Origin of the sequence: Acinetobacter guerrae (genome assembly GCF_009372255.1) — a bacterium.
In the GTDB taxonomy this organism is placed as follows: domain Bacteria; phylum Pseudomonadota; class Gammaproteobacteria; order Pseudomonadales; family Moraxellaceae; genus Acinetobacter; species Acinetobacter guerrae.
Map to the genome: position 1 here is coordinate 43182 of NZ_LXGN01000023.1, position 15158 is coordinate 58339.

Below are 15158 nucleotides of genomic sequence, written 5' to 3' on the forward strand. Positions count from 1 at the left end.
TTGGTTGCTTGATTCGTTAGTGTTTTTCATAAGGATCATGCCATGAACCAGTTAACGAATCTTTCCCCTGATGATGCTCCAGCACAATATGCTCAAGCTTCAGCACAACATGAACAAGATGCCAAAGATTTAACCCGCATTTTGCCTGCCTCTCGCAAAGTTTATATTCAAGGTTCACGTTCGGATATCCAAGTCCCTTTTCGTGAAATTTCTCTCACAGATACCCCAACAGGTTTAGGCGGTGAGCATAATCCACCTGTTATGGTGTATGACACTTCTGGCGTGTATACCGACCCTGATGTCCAGATCGATCTCAATCAAGGTTTGCCGCATGTACGTCAAACATGGATTGAAGAGCGTCAAGATACAGATGTGCTCTCAGGTTTGACTTCAACATTTGGTCAAGAACGATTAAAAGATATTCGTACCGCAGAAATTCGTTTTGCCCATATTCAAAACCCACGTCGTGCCAAAGCAGGTCAAAATGTCACGCAAATGCATTATGCCAAACAGGGCATTATTACCCCTGAAATGGAATATATCGCGATTCGTGAAAATCAGCGTCAACGTGAAGGTGTCGATATGCGCCAACATGCAGGACAAAACTTTGGGGCAAAAAATTTAACTGAAATTACACCAGAATTTGTGCGTCAGGAAATCGCTGAAGGCCGTGCCATTATTCCAGCCAATATTAACCACCCTGAATGTGAACCGATGATTATCGGTCGTAACTTTCTGGTGAAAATTAATGCCAATATTGGTAACTCTGCACTCGGTTCATCCATTGATGAAGAAGTCGCAAAAATGACATGGGCAACCCGCTGGGGCGCAGATACCATCATGGATTTATCGACAGGTAAAAATATTCATGAAACCCGTGAATGGATTATTCGTAATTCACCTGTACCGATTGGCACAGTTCCAATCTACCAAGCTTTGGAAAAAGTGAATGGTGTTGCAGAAGACCTCAATTGGGAAATTTTTAAAGACACTTTAATTGAACAAGCTGAACAGGGTGTGGATTATTTCACCATTCATGCAGGTGTGCTGTTACGCTATGTTCCAATGACCGCTAACCGTCTCACAGGGATTGTCTCCCGTGGTGGTTCTATTATGGCGCAATGGTGTCTGGCACATCACGAAGAAAATTTCCTTTACACCCACTTTGATGAAATTTGCGAAATCATGAAAGCTTATGACGTGTCATTTAGTCTGGGCGATGGGTTACGTCCGGGCTGTATTCAAGATGCCAACGACGAAGCTCAATTTTCAGAATTAAAAACACTAGGTGAATTGACTCATCGCGCATGGGAACATGATGTGCAGGTGATGATTGAAGGCCCAGGACATGTGCCAATGCATATGGTCAAGGAAAATATGGATTTACAGCTTGAAGTCTGTAAGGAAGCGCCATTTTATACGCTTGGGCCGTTAACCACCGACATCGCGCCGGGTTATGACCATATTACCTCTGCAATTGGTGCAGCCATGATTGGTTGGTATGGCACCGCGATGCTCTGTTATGTCACACCAAAAGAGCACTTGGGTTTACCGAATAAAAAGGACGTTAAAGACGGGATTATCACCTATAAGATCGCGGCTCATGCGGCGGATCTTGCCAAAGGTCATCCGGGTGCTCAGGCTCGTGATAATGCACTCTCTAAAGCACGTTTTGAGTTTCGTTGGGAAGATCAGTTTAATCTGGCGCTTGACCCAGATACAGCACGTAGCATGCACGATGAAACCATGCCAAAAGAGGCGCACAAATCAGCTCATTTCTGTTCAATGTGCGGTCCTAAATTCTGCTCTATGAAAATCACTCAAAATGTGCGCGATTATGCTCAAAATCTGAGCCATGCGGCATCTTCGACATCTGAAGATTTAGAAGTTGAATCAGGTCTCAAAGCGATGAAAACCGCTTATCATGAAAATGGTCAAAAACTATACCAAAAGGTTTAAAAGCCCAAAAAAGCTTTTGCCTTTAATTTGATCTCGGTTAGGATGAAATTATTATATTTCATCCTAATTTTGACACATGGATATAGTTGAACACGCTACTTTTTCTCACAATGATGTGAAGATTCATTCACGTGAATATGTGTTTCGTGGATTTGTGAAAATTGAAAAAATCAGCCTGCAACATCGTATGTTTAATCAGAACAATTATATTCAAGAAATTCAAAGAGAATTGATCCAGCGCAAGACAGCCGCAGGGGTTCTGCTTTATAATGATGCACAACAAAAATTTGCCTTGATTGAACAGTTTCGGGTAGGTGCAGTGGATGATCCAGATTCTCCATGGCAGCTTGAAATTATTGCGGGTGTTTTAGATGGTGAGGAATCACCTGAAACCTGCATTCGCCGTGAGAGTCTAGAAGAATCAGGCTGTCAGATCGATAAGCTTGAGCATTTATTTAGCTTTTATCCATCGGCTGGTGCATGTTCTGAAGTTTTTCATCTTTATGCCGCACAAACAGATTTGCCAGAACATGGTGGAGTACATGGAGTTGCAGATGAAGGAGAAAATATTCAATTGCATATTTTTGATTATACTCAGCTAGAGCCGCTTTTTAGGTATGGACGCTTAAAAAATGCGCCTGTGATCATGGCACTGCAATGGCTACATCAAAAAATTAAAATGACAAAAACCGCCGAGGGGTAATCCGTGAGTTTTCAGGTTGTGCCATCTTCAACTCAAGAATATGTCCTGATTCAAATCACGGACACACATTTGCTCGAACAACCTGAGCAGGAGTTTGTTGGCATGAATCCTGAGCAAAGCTTCCATCAGGTTATGGCTCATATCCAAAAACACTATCCCCATGTCGATGCGATTATTCATACTGGCGATTTAGCACAAGCACCCAAGCCAAAAACCTATCAGCGCTATCTACAATTTATGCAGCAATTCGGGATCCCGTTTTTCCATACACCGGGAAATCATGACGATGAAAAATACTTTCCCTTTCATGGAGAGCATCCCCAGCAACCTATCCTGATTGAATTAGGCAACTGGCGTATTATTTTACTCAATAGCGCAGTCAGCAATCGAGTCGATGGATTTATCTCGACACAACAACTTGAACAATTGACTAATTTACTTGAACAACATCAGGCTTATCCTACTATTTTAGCCTGTCATCATCATCCTTTTGAGATGCATTCCAAATGGATCGATCAACACAAACTTAAAAACAGCCAAGCCATTTTTGACCTACTGGAACGCTTTAAACAAGTGAAAGCGATTCTGTATGGACATGTTCATCAAAATTCTAGTAATTTCTGGCAGCATATTGAATGTCTATCTAGTCCATCGACCAGTGTACAATTTAAACCATGTAGTGACCAATTCGCGCTTGATGTGCTGACTCCTGGTTATCGTGTGCTCAAACTTAAAATAAATGGCGAGTTTGAAACTCAGGTGCAACGTTTAGAACAAATTAATTACAGCATAAACACTGAAATATCAGGCTACTAAGTTTCTATTTGATCAGTTTTATTTTAAGTTAAGCATTCTGTAGAAAATCTTTGCAACGAAAACCCGTCACAGATGACTATCATCTTGCAAAAAAAATCTATATGATGACGACCCCGATCGAAAATACGTCGACGGGATGGAATAAAAAACACTTGCATACCACCATATTTTTTGCGTATAGATAGTACGTGTATGATGAGGAATGCCCTATATGGCGAATGACAACCAAAACCAAGTCTTGGACGAAAACACCGATGTTTTAGACGGTGATAAAACCGCGGTAAAACGTGTTCGTAAAGCAAAACCAAAGGCTGCTGAAGGGGGCTCCACTGCAAGCTTATTTGGTATTGAGCCTTATCAACCAAAGAAAAATGAAGAATATATGTCGGATGGGCAACTTGAGCACTTCCGTAAAATTCTACAGGCATGGAAAGCTGAATTGATGTCTGAAGTAGACCGCACCCTCAACACCATGCAGGATGAGTCTACCGCATTACCAGATGTGAATGACCGTGCAACACAGGAAGAAGAGTTTGCTATTGAACTGCGTACTCGTGACCGTGAACGTAAATTGATTCGTAAGATCGAGCAATCGCTAGAAGATATCAAATCAGGTGATTACGGCTACTGTGAAACTTGTGGTATCGAAATCGGCTTACGTCGTCTTGAAGCACGTCCAACTGCGACTCAGTGTATTGATTGCAAAACATTAGCTGAAATCAAAGAGAAGCAAAATAACGGTTAATTATGACCGTGAATGATTCCTCAGCCGAACATCTTTCGGCTCTTGTTCAGCAGCGAAACCATGTTTCGCTGTCTCACTACTCAGGTCGCTTCGCACCGTCTCCTACTGGCCCGTTACATTTTGGCTCATTGATTACCGCAGTCGCGAGTTACTGTGATGCAAAATCACAACAGGGAACTTGGCTGGTACGTATCGAAGATACTGACATTCCTCGTATCTATCCAGACAGTGAAACACATATTCTAAACAGCATTGCTGCTTTTGGTTTTGAAGTAGATGGCGAGATTATTTTTCAACGTCAACGCCTTTCTATTTATGAAGCCCTCATTGAACAACTCAAACAACAACATCTCGTATATGCCTGTCAATGTACTCGAAAAATGCTGGGTTCAAATGCCATTTATCAAGGAACTTGCCGTGATCTTAATCTGAATTTTAAAGATCAGGCGATTCGGGTTAAGGTGAATGATGAACACATCTGTTTTGATGATCGATTGCAAGGTCAACATTGCAGCAATCTCAAATACGATTTAGGCGATTTTGTGCTGAAACGCCGTGACGGTATTATCAATTATCAACTGGCTGTGGTCGTGGATGATTTTTTGCAAGGTATTACCCATGTGGTTCGTGGTGCAGATTTACTTGATAATACAGAGCGTCAAATCTGGTTAGGTCAGCTACTCGGCTATCCACGTTTAAGTTATATGCATTTACCTTTAGCCATGAATGCCAATGGTCAAAAACTTTCCAAACAAAATCTGGCACAAGCCTTAGATTTAAAACAAGCACCTTTGTTATTAGCACAAGCAATTGATGCCTTGCACCAACCTTCAGTTGAACTCGATACACCCTCAAACATGCTTAAACAAGCGGTTGCTCAATGGAATATTGACCAAATTCCTCATCAAACAAATCTTAATGGCATCTTTTTGTAGCCCATAAAAAAACCCAGATTTTCATCTGGGTTGATCCATATTTCTCGTAAAATATTAGAAATTTGATTCTTCGCGATCTGGATTAATATCTTGTGTAGAGGAATCAATTTTAAGCACCAAACTAATCATGGCAGCACACATCATCAGCGACGTTCCTCCATAACTAATAAAAGGTAGCGTCAATCCTTTGGTCGGCATTAAGCCCATATTCATACCTGCATTGACCAGAATTTGAAGCAGAAAAATGATACTGATGCCGTATGCTAGATAACCTGCACGCAGAAAATTGTGTTTTAAAGCACGATGCCCAATTTTGATACAACAAGCCAACATCCCAAAAGATAAAATTAAGACCAGTGAAATTCCCACAAATCCAAATTCCTCTCCTAATACTGCGAGCATGAAATCAGTATGAGCTTCTGGCAAATAGGATAGCTTTTGTACACTATGTCCAAGACCTGTTCCAAACCACTCTCCTCGCCCAAAAGCCATCAGAGCATTGGAAAGCTGATAACCTGTGCCCAATGGATCTGCCCACGGATTGGTAAAAGATAAAGCACGCGCCATACGATAAGGCTCAAATACAATGAGGAAACCAATCCCCATCACTACAGCACCCAACATAATCGCAAACTGGGTAGGTGGTGCGCCTGCTAAAAAGAAGATCCCCACCATCATCAGGACAATAACCACTGTCGCACCCAGATCTGGCTCCGCGATAATCAAACCAACGGTAATCGCCATGATACCACTCAAGCGCACTAAGCCTTTCCAGTGGGTACGAACTTCTTTAGCGCGGCGTACCACATAGTCTGCGGTAAAAATTGCCATCATGACCTTCGCCACTTCTGTTGGCTGTAAGGTAAAACCTGCCAGTCGAATCCAACGTTTGGAACCATTGACCTCTGAACCGATCACCAATACCGCCAGTAGCAGCACAATCGTAATCAACCATAAAGGAAAGGTATTTCTAAACCAGAGATTCAGCGGAACTTTATAGACCAAATAAGCAATGACTGCTGCACTGGCAATCGAGATTGCGTGACGAACCACATAATGAAATGGATTCTCATGCATATATTCAGCATATGGCATAGAAGCTGAAGCCACCATAACCGAGCCAATACACAACAAACATACCACACAGAAAATCAGCAGATTTCTGGCGGTCATTTCCGCAGGAAACTTGGGAATCCAGCGATCATACCACTGGTTAATTTTTGTTATGGTTGTCTGAGCAAAGCCAGCCATCGCATATTCCTTATTTTCTTGTTCTGATTAAACCAGTGTATTTACACAGGCAACAAACTGATGCCCACGGTCTGGATAGCCTGTAAACATATCAAAACTCGCACATGCAGGGGATAATAATACAACATCATGTTCAGTTGTTTTAGCTTGAGCCAATTCGACCGCTTGCTTCAAACTTTGTGCCTGAATAAGCTCGGTACTGCCCTGTAAGGCAGTTTGCAATATTGGCGCATCTTCACCGATCAGAATCGCTGCTTTTACATATTTAGCAACCGAAGCTTTAAGTAAGCTGAAATCCTGACCTTTGCCCTGTCCACCTAAAATTACCACCACTTTTGCCTGTTGAGGTTCAATTGCGGTGCCTAAACCATCAATCGCTGCGAGCGTCGCACCGACATTTGTACCTTTAGAATCATTATAATAACGTACACCATGCACTGTTTTGACATATTCACAACGATGTTCTAAGCCTTTAAATTGTTTTAAAGTGTCAAGCATCGAATCTCGTGGCAAACCAATCGCCTCACCCAATGCCAAACATGCCAGTGCATTCGCCACATTGTGCGTACCCTGAATATACAGTTCGGAGCTTTTGATCAGACGTTCACGACCTCGCGCCAACCATAGCGCGCCATTATCTTCACGTAAGATGCCGTATTGATTAAGATCAGGCGCATTTAAACCAAAACTTTGCATTGGCGTTTGATCTGGAACTAAAGGTCGAGTCAGACTGTCATCACGGTTATAAACAACTTTTTTTACACCCTGAAAAATACGGTGCTTTGCTTTATGGTAACCGAACATATCAACATGGCGATCCAGATGATCTTCACTCATGTTCAACACAACTGCCACAGCCGCATTCAGGTTAGATGTCGTTTCAAGCTGGAAACTGGATAATTCGAGTACAATCAGCTCAGGTTGATCTTTAAGTAAATCAAGCGCAGGACGACCTAAATTTCCACCCACAGCCACTTTACGCCCTGCATCCTGCGCCATTTGCCCAATTAATGTTGTTACTGTACTTTTTGCATTTGAACCCGTAATTGCAACAATCGGCACATCTGTGGCACGGCGAAGCAATTGAATATCGCTAACAACTGGAATACCTTTCGCAATTGCCTGTTGAATTTGCGGAAGCTGTGGTGCAAGTCCTGGACTTAGAATAATTTCTTCTGCTTGTAGGAGCAATTCCATATCCAATTGACCAAAGCTAGTTTTGACTTCGGCAGGAATCTGATCATGACCGGGTGGCGTTTCACGTGAGTCAGTTACCGCGACACGATAACCCTGTTCATGCAGAAAATTGACCGCAGAAACGCCTGAAATTCCAAGCCCTGCCACGACTTTTAATCCACCCCGTTGTATTAGCATGTTTGCTCCGCATTTCGATGCCTGAATTGAATGCCAAAATGGTAGCATTTCTAAGTTTTGAATACTTTTTCAGTTTTCATGTTATTCATCGTTTTTTGTGTCAGCGCGTAAAAAAGCCATCAATCTGATGGCTTTTTAAACAATTTGTTTTGTTGGATATCTTATCTATAAAATGATTAATGCCATTTCACAGGTTTAACTTCATTACTCTTCATCATTGGCTTATCTTCAGTCGAGCAGCCACAACCACCTGCACAACCTACCGACATTTTAGGTTTAAGCCATTTTGCCGCTGATTGCCAACCTTGCCGCTCGCAAAAAGCTGACAACGCAGCAAAGGTTGCATTGGATGTTTTAGGAAATACCTTTTTAAATACAACTAACGCACTCCAAATGACCAACACCGCAATAATCAGATACTCAATCATTTCAGCCTCCGTTTAGCTTATGAATAAAAGCTTTAAACAAAAATACGTGATGCAACCTGATAAGTAATAAACGACATGAGATATGCCAGTCCAAACAAATAAGCAGTCATAATCGCCACATTTTTCCATGAACCCGTTTCACGGCGCACTGTTGCCAGAGTCGCTAAACAATGAGGTGCATAGATAAACCACACCAGTAAAGATAACCCTGTTGCCAGTGACCAACCTGTATCTGGTGCACTGATTAACTGAGTCAGACTTTGCGCGACCGCATCATCTCCTCCAGTCGCTGAAAGTGCATAAACAGTTCCCAGTGCCGCAACCACGACTTCACGGGCAGCCATAGCAGGAATTAAAGCAATACAAATTTGCCAACTAAATCCAATCGGTGCAAAAATCGGTTGAATTAAGTGACCTAACATCCCAGCAAAACTATAATCAATGGCAGGCAAAGTCGCGCCTTCAGGGGGTTGTGGAAAAGTACACAAGAACCATAGCAGTACAGATAACGCGAAGATAATACCGCCCACACGCTTCAAGAAAATCTTGGCACGATCCAACAAGCCAATACCCACACTTTTAAAGTTTGGAAATCGATAACTTGGTAATTCCATAAGTAAAGCATGTTGTGACTTATCTTTCTGTAAGAATTTCATCACAAAAGAAACGATCAACGCACTCAAAATTCCTGCCATATACAGACCAAATAACACCAGTCCTTGCAGATTAAAAATGCCCCATACCGTTTGACTTGGAATAAATGCACCAATCAACAAGGCATAAACTGGTAACCGCGCTGAACACGTCATCAGTGGTGCGACCATAATCGTAGTAAAACGATCACGCGGGTCACTGATACTACGCGTTGCCATAATGCCAGGAATAGCACAGGCAAAACTGGACAATAGCGGAATAAAAGCCCGACCACTTAAGCCGGCTTTAAACATCAGTTTATCGAGTAAAAAAGCCGCACGTGGTAAATAACCCGATTCTTCAAGTACCAAAATAAAAAAGAATAAAATCAAAATCTGCGGCAGAAATACTGCAACCGCACCTGCACCTGCAATAATTCCATCGACCACCAGACTATGCAGCAAAGGCTGAGTAATAAAACCACCAACCACTTCACCCAACCAACCAAAAAAGGCTTCAATGCCATCCATAAATGGTGCAGCCCAAGCAAATACCGCCTGAAATACTACAAACATCAAAATCGCAAGACTTAATAAGCCTAAAACGGGATGTAAAAAGATTTTATCCAGAAAATCAGAACGCTTATCTTCCTGATCAACATAATGCACGACATCATTCAGAATGGTTTCAATTTTCTGGTGATGGCTACCCTTAAGCCCACTTAATTCAGTATGCGGGACGCTAAATTTATTTTGATCGAGTGCAGTCTTGAGCGTTTCAACGCCTGCATTTCGCACAGCGACTGTTTCAACGACTGGAACCCCTAAACGCTCAGAGAGTTTTTGTGCGTTGACCTGAATCCCACGGCGACGCGCTTCATCTATCATGTTCAACACGACCAGCACTGGACGACCAAGCTCTAAAACTTCAAGCACCAACCCTAAATGCAGCTTCAGGTTCGTGGCATCAACCACACATAAAAAAGCATCTTGCTGTTCTTCACCCTCAATTTTACCCAAGCAAACATCGCGAGTAATGGCTTCATCAGGACTGGTCGCATTTAAACTATAGGTTCCAGGTAAATCGAGTACCCGTACCGATCTTTTAGACGGCAACTCAAAAAAACCAACTTTACGCTCTACAGTCACGCCAGCATAGTTCGCTACTTTTTGGCGAGTCCCTGTCAACTGGTTAAATAAAGAGGTCTTACCACAGTTCGGATTTCCAACAAGGGCTATACGAAGAGCTTCACTCATGCTGGAACTCCATCGTTCTGGCTAATTTCAATTTTTTCAGCTTCAATTTTACGCAATGCGAAACGAGTAAAACCCAATTGAACGAGAATTGGATCCCCTCCAAATACGCCTTTGGTGATTACTTCAACCTTCTCACCGGGAACAAAACCGAGGGTTTCCAAGCGACTTGCGACAAGGTCTTGCTGATCTGCATTGCCATCTACGGTACGATTGACCTTGGTGATGATGGCAGTTTGCTTAACTTTTAACTGTGATAAACGCACCGCATCTGATCCTGAACTCTTTTGTATAGTATAACGTCAAATGAGAATAATTAACAAATAAGGAAGAATTACTATTCTCATGATGATCTGCCTCTCGACAGGTTGAAAATTTTCACCTAAAGTACTGATCATTCAAGAGATAAACAAAATGACCATCACCAAGAAACCACGAATTCCAGCGGCCGTACACATCCCTGAACAATTTAGTTTTTTGCAGGGTTTTCGTGATTATTTGGTGGCTCAGAGTGTGAGTCCACATACTCGCAATGCTTATTTAAGCGATTTAATCCAATGCGGCAGCCTGTCTGCTGTTAATTTGACCAATTGGTCAAGTGATGACGTTTCAGATGTCATGATTGAACTGACCAAACTCGGCAAAAGTCCACGTTCTATTGCACGTTGTCTGTCTGCTTTGCGTCAGTTTTATAAATTTATGCGCGAACAAAAGCTAAGAACAGATAACCCCATGGCAAATCATAAAAGTCCAAAACTTGGTCGTGCATTGCCTAAAGATCTGTCTGAACAAGATGTCGAAGCGCTTATACAGGCTCCCAATACAGAGAATGCGTTGGGATTACGTGACCGTGCCATGCTAGAAGTTTTATATGCATGCGGCTTACGTGTTTCAGAACTCTTAAATCTGCGACTAGATTTAATTAATTTAAAACAGGGTTATTTGCGTATTACAGGCAAAGGCAATAAAGAGCGTCTAGTTCCAATGGGACAGTTCGCGACCGACTGGATCGAGCGTTATTTAGCACAATCACGCCCTCATTTATATAAAACCAGCACTGACTATTTGTTTCTCACCCAACATGGCGGCATTATGAGTCGACAAAATTTCTGGTACGCGATTAAGCGTTATGCCCTGCAAGCCAACATTCAAGCTGATTTATCTCCACATACTTTGCGCCATGCTTTTGCCACACATTTGCTGAATCATGGGGCAGACTTACGTGTAGTACAAATGCTGTTGGGACATAGTGATTTATCCACCACGCAAATTTATACCCACGTCGCTCAAGTTCGTATGCAACAGTTGCATGCCCAACATCATCCACGCGGCTAGATACAAACGACTAAAGACCAATCAAAATAATGTGACCAACTCTACAAAAATATCCATTATTTTTTACAGTTCATATTGAATAAAACACATAGCCCATTCTTTTTTTTGTTATTCTTAGCCCTTTCCACATAGAATTTTGATAAAGGGTTGTCTATGTTGTTTACCCGATCTCGTCTTTTTTTAGCATGTACTGTGGCAACAACTCTCGCCCTTACTGCTTGCTCTAAAGAAAACTCAGCACAAAAACAAGATACCTTAACAGCTAGTGCGCCTGCGACTGGAGAAGCATCAACGTTAACTGAACGTAATGCCCAACAGCGTTTGGCTACAACACTGCAACAACAGTTTCAAAAAGCCAATATTAATGCCAAAGTGCTTGATATCAAACCGACTGAAGTTCCAAATTTATATTGGGTTAATCTTGAAGGCATGAGTTCAGTATATGCCACCAGTGATGGTAAATATATTATTCAGGGTGAAGTCATTCGTTTGGGTGATAAAGAGTTGACCAATGTTGGTGATGCACTGCAATCTTCAGAAAATAAAAAGCGGTTCTCTGCGCTCAAAACTGAAGACTTGATTGTTTATCCAGCCAGCAACGGTAAAGCCAAACATGTGATTTATGTGTTTACCGATTCAAGCTGCCCATATTGCCACAAATTGCATGAACATTTAGCCGAGATTAATAGTAAAGGAATCGAGGTGCGTTATATTGCATGGCCACGTGGTGAACAATTTATGCCAACGATGGAAGCGATCTGGTGTAGTGAAGATCGTAAGTCTGCATTTGACCAATCTGTTCAAGGTTTACCTGTACAAGCAGCCCAATGTAAAAATCCTGTTCGTGAACAATACCAATTGGGTCTAAATATTGGAGTCAATGGAACGCCTGCTATTTACAACAGTGAAGGACAATATCTAGGGGGTTATCTGACTCCTGATGAGTTGATGAAACGACTGGAAAAATAAATATTCACAGTCATTACCATAATTTCTAAAAATTTGACGCAGGGCGAAGATAAAGCATACTTCGCCCTAGAGTCTGGCGCTTTTTTTAGCTATGATCTAGCCTTGTTTATTTTTTAATGCATGTATGGAGTGTGACGTGAAACCAGTTCGTCTGGCAATACTCGGTCTTGGAACCGTTGGTGGTGGAGCCCTTAAACTATTACAAGAAAACGCTGCTGAAATTAAACGTCGCACCGGCCGTGAAATTCAAATTACCCATGTTGGCACTCGCCGCCCCCGTCCAGATCTTGAATTAGAAGGTATCAAGCAAAGCGCAGACCTCATGGAGATCGTACGTCAGCCTGATGTTGATGTGGTAGTTGAAGTTATGGGCGGTCTCCATCCTGCCTATGAAGTAATTATGGAAGCCATTAAACATGGCAAACAAGTCGTTACTGCCAACAAAGCCTTGCTTGCAGAACATGGCAACGAACTCTTTAAGGCCGCCGAAGACAATGCCGTACAAATCGCTTATGAAGCGGCAGTTGCAGGTGGTATTCCAATTATTAAAGTCATTCGTGAAGGTTTGGCAGCAAACCGTATTGAATGGCTTGCAGGCATTATTAATGGTACAGGTAACTTTATCCTGACCGAAATGCGTGATAAAGGTCGTGCCTTTGCCGATGTTCTTAAAGAAGCTCAGGAACTCGGTTATGCCGAAGCCGATCCAACTTTTGATGTGGAAGGCATTGATGCAGCTCATAAACTCACGATTTTAGCTTCGTGTGCGTTTGGTATTCCTTTACAGTTTGACAAGGTCTACACCGAAGGCATTAGCAAGATTACTGCTCAGGATGTCAAATATGCAGAAGATCTTGGCTTTCGTATTAAACACCTCGGTATTGCACGCCGTGCTGAACATGGTATTGAACTTCGTGTTCACCCAACACTTATTCCAGAAGAACAATTGATTGCAAATGTCAATGGAGTCAAAAATGCGGTGCTTGTACAAGCTCATGCCGTTGGCCCAACATTATATTATGGTGCAGGCGCAGGTGCAGGCCCAACAGCTTCTGCTGTAGTTGCCGATATCGTGGATATTGTACGCGATATTTCTTACACTGAAGATGGTGCAGGAACGATTCCTCAATTGGCTTTTGAAGCTTTGACAGATTTACCTATCCTCAAACGCGAAGAGATGACCACTGGCTACTATCTACGTGTCGATGCCGAAGACCAGACAGGCGTACTTGCAGATATCACCACTATTCTCAGTCGTGCTGGCATCAGCATTGATGCAATCATGCAACAATCTCGCTTAAAAGACTTAATCCCGATCGTTATCTTAACTGACCCAGTGGTTGAATCAAAAATGGATGACGCGATTGCCAAAATTCAGGCTTTACCTGCAATTCATGGCGAAATCGTACGAATTCGTTTAGAATCGCTGGATAGTTAAACAGTTTAAATCTCCCCACTCCCCTCTTTAATAAAGAGGAGGAACTCCCCCCTTTGTAAAAGGGAGGTTGGGAGGGATTTTCTCTCTACCTCACATTTGGAACATCATCATGTCTAATGCCAATCGTTATACCGGTCTAGTTGATCGTTATCGTGACCGTTTGCCAGTTTCAGCAACGACACGTGCTATTTCTTTAGGAGAAGGGAATACCCCACTGATTAAACTAGAGAATATTCCACGTCTGATTGGCAAAAATGTTGAAATCTATGTGAAGTATGAAGGCTTAAACCCAACAGGTTCATTCAAAGACCGCGGCATGACCATGGCTGTGACTAAAGCAGTTGAAGAAGGCTCTAAAGCGATTATCTGTGCATCTACAGGTAACACTTCTGCTGCTGCTGCTGCTTATGCTGCACGTGCAGGCATTAAGGCTTTTGTTTTAATTCCAGAAGGCAAAATTGCGATGGGTAAAATGGCGCAAGCCATGATGTATGGTGCAATCACCATGCAAATCCGTGGTAACTTTGACGATGGTATGCGTCTGGTGAAAGAAGTGGCTGATCAGGCTCCTGTCACCATTGTAAACTCAATCAATCCTTACCGTTTACAAGGTCAAAAAACCATTGCTTATGAAATCGTAGAAGCATTGGGCCGTGCGCCAGATTATCACTGCTTACCAGTCGGTAATGCTGGAAACATTACTGCACACTGGATGGGTTATACCGAAGCAGTGGCGAATCAGCCTGCGGATCAGTTTGAACAAGTCATTTATGATGCCGCAACAGATCAATTCACAGGCCCTAAACCAGAAGGCTTACCAACTATGGTGGGTTATCAAGCATCTGGCGCTGCTCCTTTCTTACGTGGCGCACCTGTTGAACAACCTGAAACTGTAGCAACAGCCATTCGTATTGGTAATCCACAAAGCTGGAATCATGCCAAAGCAGTTGTTCGTGATTCTAAAGGTTGGTTTGATGAACTTCAGGATAGCGAAATTCTTGAAGCACAACGCTTACTGTCTATGTACGAAGGTGTGTTTGTAGAACCTGCCTCTGCTGCATCTATTGGTGGTGCGATTCGTGATATCAAAGCGGGTAAAATTGCAGAAGGTTCTGTGATTGTTTGTACAGTGACAGGCAACGGCTTAAAAGACCCTGATACTGCAATCAAGCAATGTGCAGATGCAGTCATGCTATCTATTGATGCAACTATGACTCAAGTCAAAGATTCTATTCTGTCAAATATGTAAGTTTAGACCTGAAATAAAAAACCAGTTGTTTCCAACTGGTTTTTTATTTCAATATTGATCGTAAATCTAA

At 42.3% G+C, this 15158-nt stretch carries 14 protein-coding genes; 9 read left to right on the top strand and 5 right to left on the bottom strand.

What is annotated here, in order from left to right:
* The first annotated feature begins 42 nt into the window (after nt 1-42).
* The 5 genes from thiC to gluQRS all read left to right on the top strand — a co-directional run bounded on the left by thiC (nt 43) and on the right by gluQRS (nt 5158).
* Nucleotides 43-1959, top strand: coding sequence for a phosphomethylpyrimidine synthase ThiC (gene thiC / locus A7A69_RS09215; protein ID WP_151981818.1), 1917 nt, complete (start codon nt 43-45; stop codon nt 1957-1959).
* 76 nt (nt 1960-2035) lie between these two features.
* Nucleotides 2036-2662 (top strand): NUDIX domain-containing protein, encoded by a 627-nt coding sequence (locus tag A7A69_RS09220; RefSeq protein ID WP_151981816.1) that lies wholly within the window; start codon nt 2036-2038, stop codon nt 2660-2662.
* Nucleotides 2663-2665: 3 nt separating this feature from the next.
* The gene (gene cpdA, locus A7A69_RS09225; RefSeq protein WP_120370633.1) at nt 2666-3478 is read left to right on the top strand and encodes a 3',5'-cyclic-AMP phosphodiesterase; all 813 of its coding nucleotides are present in this window, start codon (nt 2666-2668) and stop codon (nt 3476-3478) included.
* 211 nt (nt 3479-3689) lie between these two features.
* Nucleotides 3690-4223, top strand: coding sequence for an RNA polymerase-binding protein DksA (gene dksA / locus A7A69_RS09230; protein WP_120370632.1), 534 nt, complete (start codon nt 3690-3692; stop codon nt 4221-4223).
* Nucleotides 4224-4225: 2 nt separating this feature from the next.
* Entirely contained in the window at nt 4226-5158 is a 933-nt protein-coding gene (gene gluQRS, locus A7A69_RS09235; RefSeq protein WP_152877161.1) for a tRNA glutamyl-Q(34) synthetase GluQRS, read from the top strand.
* Nucleotides 5159-5212: 54 nt separating this feature from the next.
* On the opposite strand, the gene ftsW is transcribed toward gluQRS, so the two are convergent.
* The 5 genes from ftsW to A7A69_RS09260 all read right to left on the bottom strand — a co-directional run bounded on the left by ftsW (nt 5213) and on the right by A7A69_RS09260 (nt 10363).
* Complete coding sequence (ftsW, locus tag A7A69_RS09240) at nt 5213-6409, bottom strand: putative lipid II flippase FtsW (protein ID WP_120370630.1); 1197 nt, start codon at nt 6407-6409, stop codon at nt 5213-5215.
* A 27-nt stretch (nt 6410-6436) separates the two neighbouring features.
* Nucleotides 6437-7783 (bottom strand): UDP-N-acetylmuramoyl-L-alanine--D-glutamate ligase, encoded by a 1347-nt coding sequence (murD, locus tag A7A69_RS09245; protein WP_152877163.1) that lies wholly within the window; start codon nt 7781-7783, stop codon nt 6437-6439.
* Between the two features lie 176 nt (nt 7784-7959).
* Nucleotides 7960-8211, bottom strand: coding sequence for a DUF6587 family protein (locus tag A7A69_RS09250; RefSeq protein WP_120370628.1), 252 nt, complete (start codon nt 8209-8211; stop codon nt 7960-7962).
* A 32-nt stretch (nt 8212-8243) separates the two neighbouring features.
* Entirely contained in the window at nt 8244-10100 is a 1857-nt protein-coding gene (gene feoB, locus A7A69_RS09255; RefSeq protein ID WP_152877165.1) for a ferrous iron transporter B, read from the bottom strand.
* Nucleotides 10097-10363 (bottom strand): FeoA family protein, encoded by a 267-nt coding sequence (locus A7A69_RS09260; RefSeq protein ID WP_120370626.1) that lies wholly within the window; start codon nt 10361-10363, stop codon nt 10097-10099. Before A7A69_RS09260 ends, feoB begins: the two co-directional genes overlap by 4 nt.
* A 148-nt stretch (nt 10364-10511) precedes the next feature.
* On the opposite strand from A7A69_RS09260, the gene xerD reads away from it, so the two are divergent.
* From xerD to thrC, 4 genes are all read left to right on the top strand, one after another.
* Complete coding sequence (xerD, locus tag A7A69_RS09265) at nt 10512-11432, top strand: site-specific tyrosine recombinase XerD (protein WP_120370625.1); 921 nt, start codon at nt 10512-10514, stop codon at nt 11430-11432.
* Between the two features lie 153 nt (nt 11433-11585).
* Complete coding sequence (locus A7A69_RS09270; RefSeq protein WP_120370624.1) at nt 11586-12401, top strand: DsbC family protein; 816 nt, start codon at nt 11586-11588, stop codon at nt 12399-12401.
* Between the two features lie 136 nt (nt 12402-12537).
* Nucleotides 12538-13839, top strand: a complete 1302-nt coding sequence (locus tag A7A69_RS09275; RefSeq protein WP_187349207.1) for a homoserine dehydrogenase — start codon at nt 12538-12540, stop codon at nt 13837-13839.
* Between the two features lie 109 nt (nt 13840-13948).
* Nucleotides 13949-15088 (top strand): threonine synthase, encoded by a 1140-nt coding sequence (gene thrC, locus A7A69_RS09280; RefSeq protein WP_120370622.1) that lies wholly within the window; start codon nt 13949-13951, stop codon nt 15086-15088.
* Nucleotides 15089-15158 lie beyond the last annotated feature (70 nt).